Annotated in this window: 14 protein-coding genes; 2 read left to right on the top strand and 12 right to left on the bottom strand. The window is 42.3% G+C overall.

Going from position 1 to position 17,986, the window contains the following annotated elements:
* Window positions 1–307: 307 nt before the first annotated feature.
* Window positions 308–2,521, bottom strand: coding sequence for a penicillin acylase family protein (locus AC0L6H_RS12180; RefSeq protein WP_473394526.1), 2,214 nt, complete (start codon window positions 2,519–2,521; stop codon window positions 308–310).
* 224 nt (window positions 2,522–2,745) lie between these two features.
* On the opposite strand from AC0L6H_RS12180, the gene AC0L6H_RS12185 reads away from it, so the two are divergent.
* Together AC0L6H_RS12185 and AC0L6H_RS12190 are read left to right on the top strand one after the other, a co-directional pair.
* Window positions 2,746–4,284, top strand: a complete 1,539-nt coding sequence (locus tag AC0L6H_RS12185; RefSeq protein WP_473389258.1) for a hypothetical protein — start codon at window positions 2,746–2,748, stop codon at window positions 4,282–4,284.
* A gap of 10 nt (window positions 4,285–4,294) precedes the next feature.
* A complete protein-coding gene (locus AC0L6H_RS12190; RefSeq protein WP_473389259.1) occupies window positions 4,295–4,987 on the top strand; it encodes a response regulator transcription factor in 693 nt (230 codons plus the stop codon).
* Window positions 4,988–5,024: 37 nt separating this feature from the next.
* Here the strand turns inward: AC0L6H_RS12190 and AC0L6H_RS12195 are convergent, their stop codons facing one another.
* The 11 genes from AC0L6H_RS12195 to AC0L6H_RS12245 all read right to left on the bottom strand — a co-directional run bounded on the left by AC0L6H_RS12195 (window position 5,025) and on the right by AC0L6H_RS12245 (window position 17,985).
* Complete coding sequence (locus AC0L6H_RS12195) at window positions 5,025–5,960, bottom strand: glutaminase (RefSeq protein WP_473389261.1); 936 nt, start codon at window positions 5,958–5,960, stop codon at window positions 5,025–5,027.
* 102 nt (window positions 5,961–6,062) lie between these two features.
* Window positions 6,063–7,787, bottom strand: a complete 1,725-nt coding sequence (locus tag AC0L6H_RS12200) for an SLC13 family permease (RefSeq protein WP_473389262.1) — start codon at window positions 7,785–7,787, stop codon at window positions 6,063–6,065.
* A gap of 155 nt (window positions 7,788–7,942) precedes the next feature.
* Window positions 7,943–9,349, bottom strand: a complete 1,407-nt coding sequence (gene cysN, locus AC0L6H_RS12205; protein ID WP_473389263.1) for a sulfate adenylyltransferase subunit CysN — start codon at window positions 9,347–9,349, stop codon at window positions 7,943–7,945.
* A 1-nt stretch (window position 9,350) separates the two neighbouring features.
* Entirely contained in the window at window positions 9,351–10,148 is a 798-nt protein-coding gene (gene cysQ / locus AC0L6H_RS12210; protein ID WP_473389264.1) for a 3'(2'),5'-bisphosphate nucleotidase CysQ, read from the bottom strand.
* A complete protein-coding gene (gene cysC / locus AC0L6H_RS12215; RefSeq protein ID WP_473389266.1) occupies window positions 10,145–10,741 on the bottom strand; it encodes an adenylyl-sulfate kinase in 597 nt (198 codons plus the stop codon). Before cysC ends, cysQ begins: the two co-directional genes overlap by 4 nt.
* Window positions 10,741–11,655 carry a sulfate adenylyltransferase subunit CysD gene (gene cysD, locus AC0L6H_RS12220; RefSeq protein ID WP_473389268.1) on the bottom strand — a complete coding sequence of 305 codons (915 nt, stop codon included), beginning with the start codon at window positions 11,653–11,655 and terminating at the stop codon, window positions 10,741–10,743. The genes cysC and cysD overlap by 1 nt, the downstream gene beginning before the upstream one ends.
* 346 nt (window positions 11,656–12,001) lie before the next feature.
* Window positions 12,002–13,222: an EAL and HDOD domain-containing protein gene (locus AC0L6H_RS12225; protein WP_473389269.1), complete on the bottom strand. Its 1,221-nt coding sequence runs from the start codon at window positions 13,220–13,222 to the stop codon at window positions 12,002–12,004.
* 25 nt (window positions 13,223–13,247) lie between these two features.
* Window positions 13,248–14,759 (bottom strand): sodium/proline symporter PutP, encoded by a 1,512-nt coding sequence (gene putP, locus AC0L6H_RS12230; RefSeq protein WP_473389270.1) that lies wholly within the window; start codon window positions 14,757–14,759, stop codon window positions 13,248–13,250.
* Window positions 14,760–14,922: 163 nt separating this feature from the next.
* Window positions 14,923–15,621, bottom strand: coding sequence for a DUF3379 family protein (locus tag AC0L6H_RS12235; protein ID WP_473389271.1), 699 nt, complete (start codon window positions 15,619–15,621; stop codon window positions 14,923–14,925).
* A complete protein-coding gene (locus AC0L6H_RS12240) occupies window positions 15,614–16,165 on the bottom strand; it encodes a sigma-70 family RNA polymerase sigma factor (RefSeq protein ID WP_473389273.1) in 552 nt (183 codons plus the stop codon). Before AC0L6H_RS12240 ends, AC0L6H_RS12235 begins: the two co-directional genes overlap by 8 nt.
* A 71-nt stretch (window positions 16,166–16,236) precedes the next feature.
* Entirely contained in the window at window positions 16,237–17,985 is a 1,749-nt protein-coding gene (locus AC0L6H_RS12245; protein WP_473389274.1) for a BatD family protein, read from the bottom strand.
* Between the last annotated feature and the right edge of the window lies 1 nt (window position 17,986).

Here is a 17,986-nt window from a genome sequence, read left to right on the forward strand (position 1 = left end):
CGAGGGCTGCAAATAGTGTTTATCGCCGGTGGAAGGAAAACCATAACCTTCCACGCACATGCCTGAAAGCTTAGGTGCGTAAGTGGTGGTGATGCGATAAATTGGGTAAACGTTTCATGCTTTTCTCGTGTGGTTTTCAAAATTTTTAAAGGCTGTAGTTTTTGCAACGCTTTTGTGGGGCAAGATGTTATCCAAACATTCACCGTTAATCAATAGCAAAAGCGTAAAAAAAACCGCTAGGTGGCAATAATCTAGGTATTCTTTGCATATTCACGCTAACCCCAGTTAATAGTGCGCGATAGCGAAGTCAAAGCTTGATTTTTTCAACAGGTCTATATCGTTTACTGACCTTGGTTTGTAGCTTGTCTTTTGTAAAAAGTACAGGGCGCTCTTGATGTGCTACAAACATCTCCATTTGGTCGTTATAATGGGGAGATTCTTTGTCTTTTGTTGCTGAACCGTATTGATGAATTGCTTGTGAATTTACAAGCCCGTTTTTATCCCAACTCACCAGCATCATAAAGCCATCACCTGCGATATTTTTGATTTGGCCATTGTCATCCATTTCTTGACCATATACAGCGCGCAAAATATCAGGGCCTCCACTTATCGGTAAGTTCTTTTCGCCGTGAATAAGCCTAAATACATCACCCGCAGCAACCTTTGTATCGCCATAGTGTTGTTGTAATTTCGCAACGGCTTTGACAAAGGCTTGGCTAATCAAGGCGGGCTCTACTGGTTTACCTCTAGCTTTTTGCACAGGAGCCAAAGTCATTATGGCCAAAGCCGCTGTAGTATTGTCTTTGTGTGTTGATAAATCCCACTGCGTTAATTGCGCCAATGCCCTTTGTTCAAGAACAGTGTAATTTTGCTCATCTTGTCGTTTAATCCATGTATTCAGCGCCATTATTTGATACGAATCGGGGTGATAACTCAGGTTGTATTTAGTGGCTTTTAGTATTTTTTTCGAAATTTTTTCGTGGGGGCTTAACAGCGCTTCAATTTGCAGGGCGCGATTGGTCATTACGGTTTCGATTCCCATAGAGGCAGGAAATTGCGTTAAGCGAGGAGCATCAGGGCCATCAGTGGAATGCCACGGTGGGTTATTGGCATTATAAACCATGCCACTGCTTGGATTGAGGGTTTTAGGCATTGCTTTAAAGTTACGGTAATTCTGCCAAATGAGTTCAGAGCGATCCCCCGGTAGTATTTTGTCCCATTCCCAGCCTTCGATTCTGTCAGGAAACTTGGCGTTATAGTAGTGTGCTATGTTGCCGTCTTTATCGGCGTAGACAAAATTAATACTTGGCAGTGCGTTCATACGCAAAGCGTTTTCAAACTCGCTTTGCTTGCTAGCTTTGTTTAAGGCAAACATGGCTTCAAGGTTTCGAATTTCGCGCATTCCAGCCCAGCGCAGAGCAAACATACCGCGCTCGGTTTCCAAAACGGGTCCATGTTTTGAAACTTTTATTTCCTTTTCAAAGGTCCATCTAATTGGGCCGAAAAGCTTGACCAATATCTTAGCTGTTCTTTTCTCGAATGCCAGCCATTGCCCATCCAATAAGTATTCGTCTTCGTTTTGTGGGTTAATCACAAGATGATAGATATCCACAAGGTCTGGTTTGTTAACCGTATTAGCCCAACCTAGATGATTGTTGTGTCCATGAATAATGAGCGGGGCGCCAGGGAAGGTTGAGCCCACCATGTTCCAGCCTTCTTCGCTATGCAAACGCGCTTCATACCATGCTACCGGTCCGCTTAAAGGTTGATGACTATTTATTAATAAGTGACTTAAACCGTCTGCAGAACGCGTGGGTGATATTGCAATACCTTGGCTACCAATAGGCAAGTCTGGAAATAATGGCGAAGCAAGCGGCACTTGCTTAGGACTAAGCGCAGTTATGTTCGCGGATGTTGTGTTATGCGTTATTTTAGTATCAGCAAATTCGAGGGCTATTTCGGGATTGAGTAACTCACCTAACACTTTATCAAAGCCATAAAACATGGGGGATTTAAACGTAAAGCCAGCAACAACATCTTTATCGGTAACGGGGAGTAAATAAGGGCTGACTTTGTTTGGATGCTGGGCAGCAAAGGTATTTACTCCATCGGCATAAGCTTGGGCGATGCGTTTGATTTTTTCTGGCACTTGCGCTTGGTATGCGCTATCAACGGTTTCCCATACTCCCATAAATTGCACTAAAAAATCACTTTGTGACGCTTTTGGACCGACTTTGGCAGCTAGGCTACCGCGAGTAGCCAAAACGACCGATTGCAGAGTTTCAAAATCATCTTCACTTTGCACGTAGCCTAAGCCAAAAGCGGTGTCGACATCCTTTTTTCCGTAGACATGAGGAATACCCAAAGTATCACGCAGTATTTCTAGGTCATATTGCTGTGCTTTTGCCAGTAGCGGTTTTAAATCACCTACTTGGGGCATGCTTAGGTAGGCGACTACAAACGTAACAGTAGCTAACAAAGCCACAGTAGACAACGACCACACCAGTATTTTTCTTATCATTTTCAAGCCATTCACCATTAAAGATTTTTAAAGATAACACATATTTTAAAGCGGCTATACGACGCTAATAACCTTATACGCGATTTTTGTTCGACTTTAATTAACAAGTGTAAAGAAGTGTAAAGCTGAGTAAAGATTGCGAACTAAGCGCGTTTTATCGTCCCTTACCCTACATCAGTAAATAGCCGAATTCTCGGTTGTAAAAATGGAAATGGAATAGAAAAATGAGTGTAGTTCGTAAAGATGTGTGGGTTTATGCAAAGCTTGCGTTATTGTTCGCTGGAATATTAACGCTTAGTGCATGCGGTTCTGATGGAAGTGATGAAGACGCAGTGAGTTACGTCAGATTTTATAATGCCTCTTATGATGCGCCCAATATATTTTTAACCATAGATGAAGACATAGACTTAGATGACGACGATGAGTTTGAACGCACATTCACATCGGTTGCTTATCGTAGTATTGGTTCTAACATAAGCTTAGAGCCGCAAGATTATTTTTTTGAGCTTGCGTGGCAAGATGAAGAAAGTAGTTTACGGACTGATTTAAACATTCTTTTTGAAGATCAAATAAGCGCGCAGCAAGACGTAACGCAGTTTATTGTGATTAGTGAATCCATTCAAAACCCGCTTGTGAATGTTTATAGCATTCCGCTAATTGACGATGACCAATCAGAGCAAGACCAAGAAGATGATGTATTTAACCTTCGTGTACTTAACTTGCACACTGACATCACAAATATTGATGTGTATCTGTCAAATAGCGACGAAACCTTCAATGAAGCGGTGCTATTAGACAGCTTAGTGAGTAACGTCCTTTCTGATAATTTCAGGCTTGACGAAGACCAGTACAAGGTATATATCACCGAAGCGGGCAGCACTGACGTTCTGTTTACTTCTGATGAAATCAATTACGCCATTGGCGGGCAGTATTTAATCACGGTGCGAGAAAACTACAGTAATTTAGGCTCTCCTTTTGTGATTGACAATATCTCGAGCACCCGCGTAACACAATATAGCGCCCTTGAATCTAATGCTCGAATTTCATTTTATAACGGCCTTGATGAAAATGAACTTTTGCCAGACTACCAAGGCGAAGTAAACGCCCAAATCAGTGGCGTGACGAGTATTCCAGACGTTTCGGCATTGGCCTATGGTGAATTTAGTGAGGCCTATGATGTTGAAAGCGGTGATTACAGATTTACGCTTTTTAATTCAGCTAACAACACCGCACTTTTACAAAACAGAGTGTTAAGTCTGCCGCAAAATGCAAATCGTAGTATGTTTCTTTATTGGTCAGAAGAGGCGGTTGACGATGATGGTGACGGTGACATCGATGAAAATGGAGATGGGATAGTTGATGAGTTCCGTGCCGTGGTGTCAACCATACTGGTCGATAATAGTGAACGCGCGCGACTTTATGACAAAGAATTGGTGATGCTCAACCTAGCCTCATCTGACGAATTCTCGCTAGTCCGTTTCTACTTTGTTAAGTCAGATGAAATTATTGATACTGCAAGCAATACGCGCACCGTTGTTAACGGTCTAAGTAACAGCGTCATACTGCTTAACAATACCTATCAGGTGTTTGCCATCGCCACGATTGATAATAACGATATTATTTTGGACGAATTAAGCTTAACTCTGTCTGAAGATAGTGATGATTTGTTTGTGATTTTAGAACCATCCATAGTTAACAGCAGTGGCTATGCCTTGCGCACTGTGAGTCAAAGTGACCGCGAATCAATAAGCCTTATTGAGTAGAGATAAAATAATGCTCAATACACCGTGTAAACTCTTACTAATTGACGATGACAATACGCTTGCTTATGCATTGCAAAAGTACATCGCAACAGAGGCTTTCGAATTGTCATGGGTTCGCGGTGCTACTGATGGCTTGCAACTAGCTAGAGAGAGTTGCTTTGACTTGATTTTACTAAATGTAAGATTGCCTAAACTTGATGGCTTTGAGCTATTGCGAAAAATTCGCTTTAGCCATCTAACCCCTGTGTTATTGCTTAGTGAGCAAGAGGATGAATTTGAACGCGCCTATGGCAAGCAGTTAGGCGCTAACGATTATTTAGTTAAACCCTTTGCGTTACGAGAATTGATGTTACGTGTGCGCTTAGAAGTGAAAGCGAATAAGACTAAGCGAGGTAATTATCTTCGCTCCACGCTTAACTTAGGTCCTCTTGCCCTTGATACCGGCAACAAATCTGCTTCATTTGAACACTTAGTATTAGCACTGACGGATACTGAGTTCAAAATATTGGAGCAGCTAGTTATCCACCATGACCACATTGTTTCTAAACAAGACATCAGTCATGCGGTGTTTCAGCGGCCACTGCGTAAACATGATAGAAATATAGATATGCACATGAGTAATTTGCGCAAAAAGCTCGATATGCATGAGGCTGGCAAGGTGCTAAAAACCTTAAGAGGGAACGGTTACAAAATTGTGTGTTGACACAATTAGGGCTTTGTCTCTAGGTGCGTAAAACCGCCTAGCGACAAATATCATTTGGCGCAAATACAGACCACCCCGTTTTTTCGGCAAAAAGTTCAAGTGCTTGGGTTCCAAGCTTGCTATTACCAATAACATCTAAGCCGGGAGACCATACAGCGATGGAGGCCTTGCCAGGTGCGATGGCTAAAATACCGCCGCCAACGCCACTTTTCCCTGGTAAACCGACTCTAAACGCAAATTCCCCCGAGCCATCATAATGCCCGCACATCATCATGAGTGAGTTTATACGTTTTGCGCGATCGGCTGATACAACCGCAAGTCCCGTACTTGGGTTTACTCCACCGTTAGCTAAAAACAGGCCGGCACGCGCTAATTGCTGTGTCGACATTGCTATCGAACAATGATGAAAATATGTGCCTAATACCTCGTTAACAGGATGTATAAAGTGACCAAAAGACGACATGAAATAGGCTAGTGAAGCGTTCCTTGCGCCAGTATTGAGTTCTGATCTAGCTACTTTCTCATCAATTGCAATGCTTTGGTCGTCGGCGACAAAACGAATAAACTGTAATATTTCCGCAAGTGTTTCTTTTGGTTTATGACCTTGCATAACGAGATCAGCAATCGCGATTGCACCGGCATTGATAAACGGATTTCGCGGGCGACCATGTTCATGCTCAAGTTGCACAATCGAATTAAACGGATCACCTGAAGGTTCGCGACCTACACGCGTCCATACATTTTCCCCTAGCTTGCCAAGGGCTAAGGTAAGGGTGAATACTTTTGAAATACTTTGAATCGAAAACAAAGTCTGTGCACAACCCGCGTTATATACTTCACCGCTAGGCGTTACCACACTCATTGCGAATTGATTAGGGTCGACACACGCAAGTTGTGGGATGTATGCCGCGACTTCACCTTTGTCGGACCTCGCGAGCATTTGTGATGCGATGTCATCAATAATATCTTGCAAGCTTGACTCCTTTTGTAAGGTGAATAATAAAGATACATCTGCACATAGTGATTCGCTTTGTTTTAGCGCAACCAGTCAGTATTGCGAATAGGCAATGCTAACTTACAAGTACATCCAATTTAGCAAAGACAATACAATCACCCCAAAGGTAATTGATATGGGCGTTCCAATTTTTGCAAAGTCTGAAAATTTATAGTCGGATGCGCCAAAGACAATCAAATTTGTTTGATAACCATAAGGCGATATAAAGCTAGCGCTTGCCGCAAAGGCCACCGCTAGGGCAAATGGCATTATGGGGAGCTGCATCGCGGTAACGATACCATAAGCAAATGGAAACATCAGCGCTGCGGCCGCATTGTTAGTTACAAATTCAGTTAACAATACGGTCATCAGGTATACAACGATTAGTGCATATACAGGGTTCATGTCACCAATTATAGGGCTTAAGTAGCCTGTCGCTAAACTAATAACGCCTGAGTTTTCGAGCGCCGTGGCTAAGCTAAGCGCACCGACTATTACCAAAATCAGATTGATAGGTAGATTTCGTTTATACTCTTGAATCGCAGAAATGTTGGTAAGCACCAAGCTCGCGGCATAAAACAATAAGCCGGTGGCAAGAGGTACAATAGAAGATGCTGCCAATATGATAACCCCAAGAAATCCAAACAAAGTGAAGTTTTCTTGCCACGCTTTTAATTTGCGCGTTATTTTTTGTTCAGACACTATGAAAAAGTTTTTTGAGATATTGTCGCGGCGCTGAAAATCATTGCCGGTTGCTAGTAATAAAAAGTCACCCGCTTGTATCTTTAAATCGCCTAATTTGCCTGAAATTGCGGCTCCATCACGACGAATCGCTACGACTCCGGCGTCAAAAAGTGCCCTAAAGCCGACTTCTTTGAGTGTTTTATTACGAATGGTACTGCGGTTTGAAACGACAACTTCGGTCAGTTGCTCATCAAGTAAACCGTTGGCTTCCGCAAACATAGTAAGGCCTTTAATATGCCCAATACTATCAATTTTATTAACGTTGCCAGTAAAAATAAGCTTATCGTTTTCTTCAATTCTCATATCGGGTGTAACGGGCGTTATTACTTGCTTACGTCTAATTATTTCAATCAAAAATAGCTCGGGCAAGTTTCTCAGCTGGTTTTCTTCAATACTTTTCCCTACAAGTTCTGAGCCTGGTTCAACATCGGCCTCTAGTAAGTAGCTTTGGTATTGGGTTTTGTTTGCTTCAAACGTAGGCAGTAATCCTGATAGAAGAAATAATAACAGGCCACAGCCGAGTCCTGCGGTAATGCCGAATAAGGTAAAATCAAAAAAAGCAAAACCAGGGTGCCCGTGTTCAATCAAAAAACTGTCGACGATTAAATTTGTTGATGTGCCGATTAACGTAACCGTGCCGCCTAGAATCGCTGCATAACTCAAGGGTATTAAAAGCTTAGACGGTGGATGTACGCTATTGTGTTTAACCGGGCCAATTAGGCTAGCAACCACGGCTGTGTTGTTTAAAAGTGCTGATGACGTAAAGGTGAGGGCGAACATACGCCAAAAGCTTTTTGCATAGCTGCCGCTGGTGATTTGTCTGCCTAAGCGCACCACTAGCGTGGTTTTATCAATAGATTGGCTAACCAACAATAGTAAGACCAAGGTCACCAAACCCATATTGGTCGCATTTTCTAAAATATGAGATAGGTCTAATTGTTGCAGTAAGACCAATGCTAAGGTGCACGCAGCAAAAATACTAGAGGGTTTTTTGTTGCTAAATATCAGTGCCACTATGGTCGTTAAAAATACCAGCAATACTAGAATTTGGTCGAGGGTCATAGTTTCACTATTGTTGCATTAGGCTGAGAAAAATAAAAAAGAAGCTAAAAAGGAAATATTTTTAGCTTCTTGATTACACGTTAGTTAGTACGTTAGCAAAAAGTCATGGCTAATGCTAAGTAATTGCACTGCAATCACTTAGCACATCCTTAATTCTAGCTATTGCTAATATCAGTAACACCCCAATGCGGGAAGTGTTTTCTAACTAGCGCATTCATTTCAATTTCAAACTCAGAGTATTGTGTTGAGCCTGCTTTATCTTTATTCGCGCTTATGATCATGCCCGCACCCACAGTGCCATTAGTCATGCGATCGATAACAATAAATGCACCGGTTGCACGATTTTTGGTGTAAGGGTCACACGCAATATTTTGCGTAAGGCGAATATTACACACACCAATTTCATTTAAGTTTAAATGCAAAGCTTCGCTTTCTTTTAAGGTATTTACATCTATTTTATGATGTAGTTCTGATACCGTTCCACTTACCGTTTTGGTGGCAAACTTAAAGCTATATTGCTTGTTAGGTATAAGGGCTTCTTCTGCCATCCACACCATATGCGTACTAAAGCTACTCGCATTCAACGGCAGGTTATCATCTTTTACAATCATATCCCCGCGTGAAATATCGATTTCATCTTCAAGGGTTAAGGTAACCGCTTGTTGTGCAGTAGCACGCTCAATGTCACCATCAAAGGTGTAAATAGATTTAACCTTGGAGTTTTTACCTGATGGCAATACCGTGATGCTGTCACCCGGGGCAATGGTACCCGACACTATGGTGCCTGCAAAACCTCTAAAGTTTAGGTGAGGACGGCTTACATATTGTACCGGAAACCTAAAATCATCGTTGCGTTGATCAGATATTTCTATCGTTTCCAAGGTTTCCATTAGGGTAGGGCCAGTATACCAAGGCGTATGTTCACTCCGGTTTACTACGTTGTCACCTTCAAGGGCCGACATGGGTACAAAACGGATATCTGGAATATTAAGCTGCTTAGAAAACGCCAAGAAATCTTGCTTTATTTCTTGAAAAACGGTTTCACTAAATTCCATTAGGTCCATTTTATTGACCGCAACGATTGCATGCTTAATGCCTAATAAAGAGGCTAAGAATGAATGGCGTTTAGTTTGTGTTTTAATTCCCGCGCGCGCATCAACCATCAATATCGCGAGGTCACAGGTAGATGCACCGGTTACCATGTTGCGCGTATATTGCTCGTGTCCCGGTGTGTCAGCAATAATGAATTTGCGTTTGTCGGTACTAAAGTAGCGATAAGCAACATCGATTGTAATGCCTTGCTCACGTTCAGATTGCAAACCATCTACTAGTAAGGCGAGGTCAACTTTCTCGCCGGTCGTGCCGACTTTTTTACTGTCTTTTGTAATGGCGGCTAATTGATCTTCATAGATCATTTTCGAATCGTGTAATAGACGTCCAATAAGGGTACTTTTACCGTCATCAACGCTACCACAGGTTAAAAAGCGCATTAAATCTTTGCGTTCGTGGGCAGCTAAATATTCGTGTATGTCGGAGCGTAATAATTCGTTTTCGTTAAACATATTAACAACTTACCATGAAAAAAGGGTTCAAAATAGATTCTTTCTGATTGTAGCGAAGCGGGTTCGCGTCAGCATCAAAGGGCTTATCTGGGTCAAGCACGGTTACTTTTGCACCTGCAGCTAGCGCGACTGCGTGCGCTGCACCCGTATCCCACTCGCTGGTTGGCCCAACACGAGGATATAGATGAGCTTCACCTGTTGCTACCAAACAAAGTTTCAAAGAACTTCCCATCGCGACAAGATCTTTTTCACCATCAAGGGCGTCCATTATTTTGTTAATTTCAGGGCTTTGATGTGAACGGCTTCCCACCACTTTCCAAGTTTCACCGTGTTGATGCGCGGCGGCTTTTATGGGGCTTTTCTGGCCGTTGTCGATAACATAGGCGCCTTTGTTTTTAACGCCAACGTATGTCTTATTTAACACCGGCGCATGCACAACACCAAAGGTCGGTACGCCGTATTCAATAAGCGCAATATTGACCGTGAATTCGCCGTTTTTCTTGATAAATTCTTTGGTGCCATCAAGAGGGTCAACCAACCAGTAGCGCGTCCATGTTTTGCGCTCCTGCCAAGTGATGTCACTCGATTCTTCAGACAATATCGGTAAATCAGTTAGTGCAGTTAAGGCATCTACAATGTGATGATGCGCGGCTAAATCCGCTTCAGTCAGCGGGCTTGAGTCTGATTTATCATAGATGGTGAAGTCTTGGGCATAAATCTCAAGAATTTTTTCACCAGCGTCGACGGCGATTTTAGTTAGCGCATCAACACTTTGTTCGTTTAATTCAAAAGTACTCACTTCACATATCCTTTTGCTTTAAGGGCGTCATATAAACGCTCTACGGTTGCTTCGGCACTTTCGTCTTTGTAGGTCAAATGAATTTCGGGCGCTTCAGGAGCTTCATAAGCTGAATCTATGCCGGTAAAGTGTTTAATGTCGCCACTGCGAGCCTTTTGATATAAGCCTTTCGGGTCGCGCTTTTCGCATACTTCAATGGGGGTGTCGACAAACACTTCGATAAATTCACCTTCAGCTAAAAGAGAACGGCAGTAATTTCTGTCGGCTTTAAACGGTGAGATAAATGCGGTTAATACAATCATTCCAGCATCAACAAAAAGTTTACTGACTTCACTGATGCGGCGAATGTTTTCAACGCGCGCTTTGTCGTCAAAGCCCAAGTCGCCACATAAGCCATGGCGAACATTATCGCCGTCAAGCAAATAGGTTGAGTGGTCTGCTTCGTATAAGCGTTTTTCTAATAAATTGGCAATGGTTGATTTGCCAGAACCCGACAAACCAGTAAACCATATTACGCTTGGACGTTGTTCAAGTCTTGTTGAACGGTCTTCTTTACTAACGGTGCTTTTGTGCCATACGATATTGCTTGTCATTAGAAGTAACCCTCCATTTTTTTCTTCTCCATAGAGCCAGACGAATCATGGTCTATAACTCGCCCTTGACGCTCAGACGTTTTAGTCAGCAGCATTTCTTGAATGACTTCAGGCAGGGTGTCGGCTTCAGATTCAACAGCACCTGTTAAGGGGTAGCAACCTAAGGTTCTAAATCGTACAGATTTCATCATTGGTACTTCACCTTCTTCTAAAGGCATGCGCTCATCGTCAACCATAATGAGTGTACCGTCGCGGTCTACCACTGGACGTTTTTTTGCAAGATACAAAGACGGGATGTCGATGTTTTCAAGGTAAATATATTGCCAAATATCCAGCTCAGTCCAATTCGACATCGGGAATACGCGGATACTTTCGCCTTTATTAATTTGTGAATTATAAATATTCCACAGTTCAGGACGTTGATTTTTTGGATCCCAGCGATGGTTTTCATCTCTGAACGAATAAACTCGCTCTTTAGCGCGAGATTTTTCTTCGTCACGTCTAGCGCCACCGAAGGCAGCATCAAATTTATAGTGATCAAGCGCCTGTTTAAGGGCTGCGGTTTTCATAATGTCAGTATGTTTAGCGCTGCCTACTGAGAAAGGGCCTACGCCTTGATCAATACCTTCTTGATTGGTGTGTACTAGCAGGTTTAAGTTGTGCTTTTTGGCGACTTCATCTCTAAATGAAATCATTTCTTTAAACTTCCATGTGGTATCTACATGCAAAAGTGGAAATGGGATAGTGCCAGGTGCAAAGGCTTTACGGGCAAGATGCAATAGCACCGATGAATCTTTACCAACAGAATACAGCATGACTGGGTTGTCAAACTCAGCTGCAACTTCTCTGAAGATATGTATGCTCTCAGCCTCAAGTTGTTTGAGGTGGGTCATGGAGGGCAATTTTGCAGTCATATTTTACGCTACCTATAAGTTTGTTCAGGTTAGTTGAAATTGAAAAATAGAACGAGTACTAGGCACTATTTGCATCAACAGATTGTGCACAATCACTGTTGTATATTCTAATAACGAATAAGATTAGGAGAATAGCATAAGGAAACTTAGTTGATTATGACAAATAAGCATCTTTAATTACTATTTTATAACTAAATAGATGGTTTTGTTATAAGCCTGTTAATGCACAAGTAAACTATCTAGATAAAAGAAATGGTATACCTTGCTAAGGTGCATACTGATATACGCATTGATAAGTGGGTATGGCTATGTATTCGAAATACCGATGTTATTTGAACGCGAGAAACTAAATCAGCAGTGCCAGTCGCTCTTCTGCCCATACTCCGGCTTCGTCGTACGCACTCACGAGGTCGTCATACTCAACCTTCAAGATAGTGCAGGCTTTGTCTAGCTTAGTCCAATTACCATGCTCCATAATTTCGCATACTAAAATGACATTCGCTAACCAGCCTTTGTGCACTAACAAGGCTTCTTTTATGGTTTCTGATAAAGGCATGTTGCCAATGAGCTCTTCAATATTGGCGTCGAGCATCGCATCTATTAAAGACAGCATACCAACTAAAAAGGCAGAAGATTCTTTATCCTTTTTGTTTGATAACACCGCCAACTTTTCACTAAATTTAGCACGGTGCATCGACAATTTAATTAGCTCACTAGGTTTATCTTGGCCTAAAGAAGCTGCAAACAAGAGCATAACAAAGCGTTCTAACTCAACTTTGCCAAGCATAACGACAGCTTGGCGAATACTTTCGATCTTTTTACTGCGCTGAAAAAGCGGGGACTGCGTGTAGCGTAATACTTTAAATGAAAGACCCGCATCCATTTCTAGCAAAGCAGTTACGTGTTTTACATTGGGTTCGGGCTTAGTGACTTCGTTTAACAAATCTGACAGCAATGATTGTGCAGAAGACATACTGACGTTTTTCATTACCTCAGGCTTGCTAAAGAAAAAACCTTGAAATAAATCAAAACCCATCTGTGCATAGCGCGTGAACTCTTCATAGGACTCGACTTTTTCAGCGAGCAGAATAATGTGCGGATGCCTTATTTTAAGCTTTGAAATTTCCTTTAATTCTTCAGGGGAGGTGTTTAAGCAATCTACTTTTACGATTTTACAAATCGCATAGAAGGCCTCCCATGCGTCGCTGTGAATAAAATCATCAAGGGCAATTACATAGCCTTCCTCAGATAATTCTTTAAGTGCTTGGTAAATGTCAGCGGTGGGCTGTACTGTTTCGAGTACCTCTACAACCACTCGGCTTTTAGGAAGCAAACTAGGATAGGACTTTAATATTGAGTCTTCGGTAAAATTAATAAAGGCATATTTACCAGAAGAAATTTTGTCGAGGCCTAAGTCAAACTGTAGGCCTTCAATCATTTTGGAGGTGGCTTTTTCTTGATCAATATCAGGAAAAACGTTATCGGTACTGGTACGAAACAAGAGTTCGTATCCATAGACCTGTTTATTAACGTCTAAAATTGGTTGTCTTGCTGCGAAAAAAGCCATAAGCCCCTAAAAAAATTATGCGTTACTACCCTTGGTTATAACGCTCTGTAAATTGATCAAATAGCTTAGTGATTTCTTTATTTTTGTCTGGCATCGCTAAACTTGTAATGACTATAACGGCAGAAGCGACCAAAAACCCAGGGATTATTTCGTAAATATACGAAGATAATACTGTTCCTTGAGCATCAATTGGCACAAAAATCCAAATTAATACAGTGATTGTGCCTGCAAGCATGCCTGCTATTGCACCGGCTTTTGTCATTTTATCCCATAGTAAAGAGATGATAACTAGCGGCCCAAATGCCGCGCCAAATCCTGCCCAAGCATTACTGACCAGAGATAAAATCGTTTTATTTTCACCTAATGCCAAGCCAATAGCGGCTACGGCTACAACGATAACGCACAAACGCCCAACCAGCACTTGCTGGCTTTCACTCGCTTCTTTGTTAATAAAACATGCGTATACGTCGCGCGTAAGAGAACTAGAGGTCACTAATAGCTGAGACGAGATTGTACTCATAATCGCGGCTAATATGGCGGCCAATAAAAAACCACCAATTAAAGGATTAAATAGGAGTTGTGACAGCACAATGAAAATAGTTTCGGGATCGTCTAAGGGAATCGCATTACTGTTCATGTAAGCGAGACCAAAAACACCGGTCATTGCAGCGCCTATTAAGGCGACTATCATCCAAGTCATCCCAATTCTACGAGCAGTCGGAATATCTTTTACACTTCTTATCGCCATAAATCTGACGATAATATGAGGTTGGCCAAAGTAGCCTAAGCCCCAAGACAGGAGCGAGATTATAGCAACGATACTCAACATTTCACCTGTTGCTGCATCAATCATCAATGACAGTAAGTCGGGGTTTATCTCGCGCAAAGTATCAAGGGTATTGTTAATCCCACCAAGCTCAAAGACAACTACGCTTGGCACTAGTACAAGGGCTATAAACATAATGCACCCTTGCACGAAGTCGGTTATCGAAACGGCCATAAATCCGCCGAAGAAGGTATATGTAACTACTACCCCAGCAGTGATAAATATGCCAATTTGATAGCTCAGACCAAAAGAAGATTCAAATAACTTGCCGCCGGCAACTACGCCCGAGGAGGTGTAGAGCGTGAAAAACAAGATAATCACGATTGAGGCAATCACACGAAGCATTCGGCTTTTGTCTAAAAAACGATTTTCGAAGTAATCGGGAAGGGTAATTGAATCATTAGCGACTTCGGTAAACACACGCAGGCGGGGAGCAACAACTAAATAGTTAATCCATGCGCCAAGGGTCAAACCAAAAGCGATCCACAAAGAAGAAGCGCCCGATAGGTACATCGCGCCTGGCACGCCCATCAACATCCAACCACTCATATCTGATGCGCCTGCAGACAACGCAGTGACAGGGGCACTGAGTTTTCTGCCGCCTAACAGATAACCCGAGGCATTGTCTTCATTGGTTTTAAAAGCATATAAACCAATACCCAACATAATTAAAAAATAAATGCCTAACGAGATATAAGTGCCAAATTCCATAGATGCTACCTTCTTTTATTCTGTTTGTGCAAAATTACGCTAGCATAGTCTAACAGGATGAAGATAAAACTAAAGTATAGTCATCCAGTGACATCCATAAACTTAAGGCAATAAAAAAGCCTCTGGACCACCAAGAGGCTTTATTACGCAAAAGTGAAGGGCTTTAAGCCGAAAACGACATGGCTTGTTTTGCGCGTATTTCTAGTTGTTCTACATCGTCTTTATTTTCACCAATAACAATGATTTTGGCTGAATTAAGTAAAAAGGAAGCGCCTTGATAAGTGGCATTGCTAAAATGATCACCAAGGGTTTCGGTAATTGATTCAGGTACAACAAATAGTGATGTTAGGCCATGCTCGCCACGAATGATCAAGTGTAAGCTTTTTATTCTCGCTAAATAACAATAGTTTGCTGACACTACTTCGCCAAGATCAGCGGTCATCTGACCATTAAAGCTTGCCAGTTTGTCGTTAACCGCTGATGCATTGACTTGGGATACTTTCATCATCTCTGCATCCATATGGCTAAGATGAGCATAAATATCTGCGCTAAAATCACCTTTATTGTTTAACATTCCAAAGGTGAGTACCGATGCAAATATTACCGAAGCCGCCAGCGCTAAATACCATGGGCGCTTTTTGCTAGACGTTTTGTGTTCGTTCAGCGATTGCCTGAGTATTAGCTTGTCAGCTAGATTCTCGGGTACTGGAATTTGCATTGCTGCTTTAAGCTCATTTTCCATTTGGCGAACTTCATTCCAAAAGGCTTGTTTCTTTTTGTCTTTCGCTGCTGCTTCAATCACTTCAGGATCGGTGGTGAAAGGGTCGGCATAGATAGTTCTTCTAAAGGTTAAATCATCCATTTATCTGCTCCCCTGTACGCATTTGAGAGGTTAGTATTTCTTTCAATTGGTTTCTTGCTCTAAATAACCGTGTCATTACGGTGTTTTTGTTTAAATTAAGTTGCTCTGCAATTTCATCGCCGCTAAAGCCCATCAGTATTTGCAAGCTAAGAGGTTCTCTGTATTCATCACTCAGGCTCATGATGGCGTTGCGAACTTCTCGTTGTGCCAAGGTCTCTTCACTGTGTGCGAGGGGGTCTGCAATACTAACGTCTTCAATATCGACAGTATCAAACTGTTTACGCTCAAAGCGGCGCGCATTTTCGCGTCTCAAGATAGTAATTAGCCATGCTTTTGCAGCGCCTTCATCTTTTAGGGAGTCGAGCGATTTCCATGCGCGCAAGAAAGTTTCTTGCACAACATCTTCGGCAATCGACTTGTCTTTAATTAACCACACAGCATATCGGAAAATATCAGCGTGCAGTGCCCTAACCAAGGCTTCATATCGGTTTTGTTTTGTTTTCATGTCAGATAGGACCGAGGCATCTGCCGTTTTATTTCCCATTGGGGCAACTTTTTTAGTAAAGGGTGAATATGCGAGTCTCAAGAAAAAGGGAAAATCCCTTTTTCTTGTGTTTAGGGATACAGTGTTGCTAAGGCGTTTGTGCTCGTACTAGTTTGCGCTTTTTGCCTAAATTGACTAAGGCAGGTAATAATGTGTCTAAAATCGAGTTCTTCCTCATTTTCAGAAAAACGTTGCGCCTGTATCGAATTGTAAGCTTCAAGTGCCTGTGTCTCAGGTTGACTTGCTAAGCAGGCACTAACCGAATAGAAACGGTCACCGAACAACTGTTTAAGCCAAGTTTCAAAGGCTTCGTTTGTGCCTGTTAGCTTGCCTTGTTCAAGCAGGTTTTTAAGCTTCATAAACGCAGCTTCTTCATTCAGCAAAGGTCTGCTAACAGGAGTGCTTGAGGATTGCATTTTAGGCTTGTGTTTATTCATTAAGATGTAAACGAAAAAGGCAACCAAGCTAAGAATATTACTCGCAATGAGCAAATAATGAAGCCAGTTAAGACCGCTAGTCTGTGAACTGCTTACGCTGTCTATGAGTGCCTCGTTGTTTTGATTACTTGGTACTTGCTGCGCCGGTGGTGGCGCACTTTGTAAGGGCGTTTTTGCACTATTGGGTTTAGCGATAACTTCTATAGAACGGGCCGGCAAAATGGCAAATTCAGTTTGCCCGGTATTTACGTTAAACCATGGTATGCGTGCTTCGGGCATCACAAATTTACCCGCTTCTTCTGGAATAATGGCACTGTTAAAGACGCCTTGAGCAATTAGTCGGTTGTTGCGTTCGACGGTGGCTAGTTTTGCCTGCTCTGGATACACCTTAAAACTAGGGTGGTAGGGCAAATCAATCGATGGAAGTTGCTCTTTGGTTAAGCCAAGGGCGGTCAAGGTTATTGTTCGAGTCACCGGCTCACCCACGGCAAAGGGTTCGGTGTTGCCTTGCCACTGTTCAGCTATTTCGACGCGCTCACTGGGCAGCCAAGTATAGTTATAATTGTCAGGAATAGGACGAATATTTATGTCGATATCGGGTGCGCGGCGCGCAATGTTCTCGCTGCGACCAAAGTTTGCAAAACTGCGGCGCGAATTGGTTGGCACTTCAGCTTCAAACATAGGCCCTGATATAGTGAAGTCTCCACTTGCTTGGGGAATAATTGCGTATTTTCTTTCAATTATACGGTAGCGTACACCATCAATAATCTCTTGATAATCTTGATCTTCACCGATTTGTTCAACAATCGCACCTTCTAAGTCAGGTTGCGTCAGTTGTCCCCGTTGAATATCTCTAGATAGATGTATTTTTACCGTATATAAAATCTGTTGCTGTAAATAGATTTCTTGATTATCTATACTTGAGGTCACATAAAATTCGCGAGGTTGACCTCCTGCACTGTTATCTATTGGTAAAACACGTACGTTAAATTGCTTACTGCTTTTACCTTCTACGGTGAAACTAGGGATGGTAAATGTACCGGTTTGCTTGGGATACAAGTTGACAGTCCATGTCACGGTGCGCGACATGGCACCGTTGATTATTTGGGTTGATTGCGCAAAAGATGGCTGACTAACTCTGAAATTCTTTTGTAGGGCTGAAAAGTCGACAGCGTCTCGCGCTGCGCTACCCTCAGCAACAAGTGTCAATTGCATCGATTCATCTAATAGTACCGTATTGCGGTCAACGCTGGCGCTTAATTGTTGCACTTGCGCTTGCAATGGCGCTGTCAAAGCAAAGAAGATAAACAACAGTAATGCACTTATCACCAGCGTTTTTTGCTGTGGCAATGAATAATTGGACTGATTAACAATGGATTTCATA

Source organism: Glaciecola sp. G7-5, from assembly GCF_055808975.1.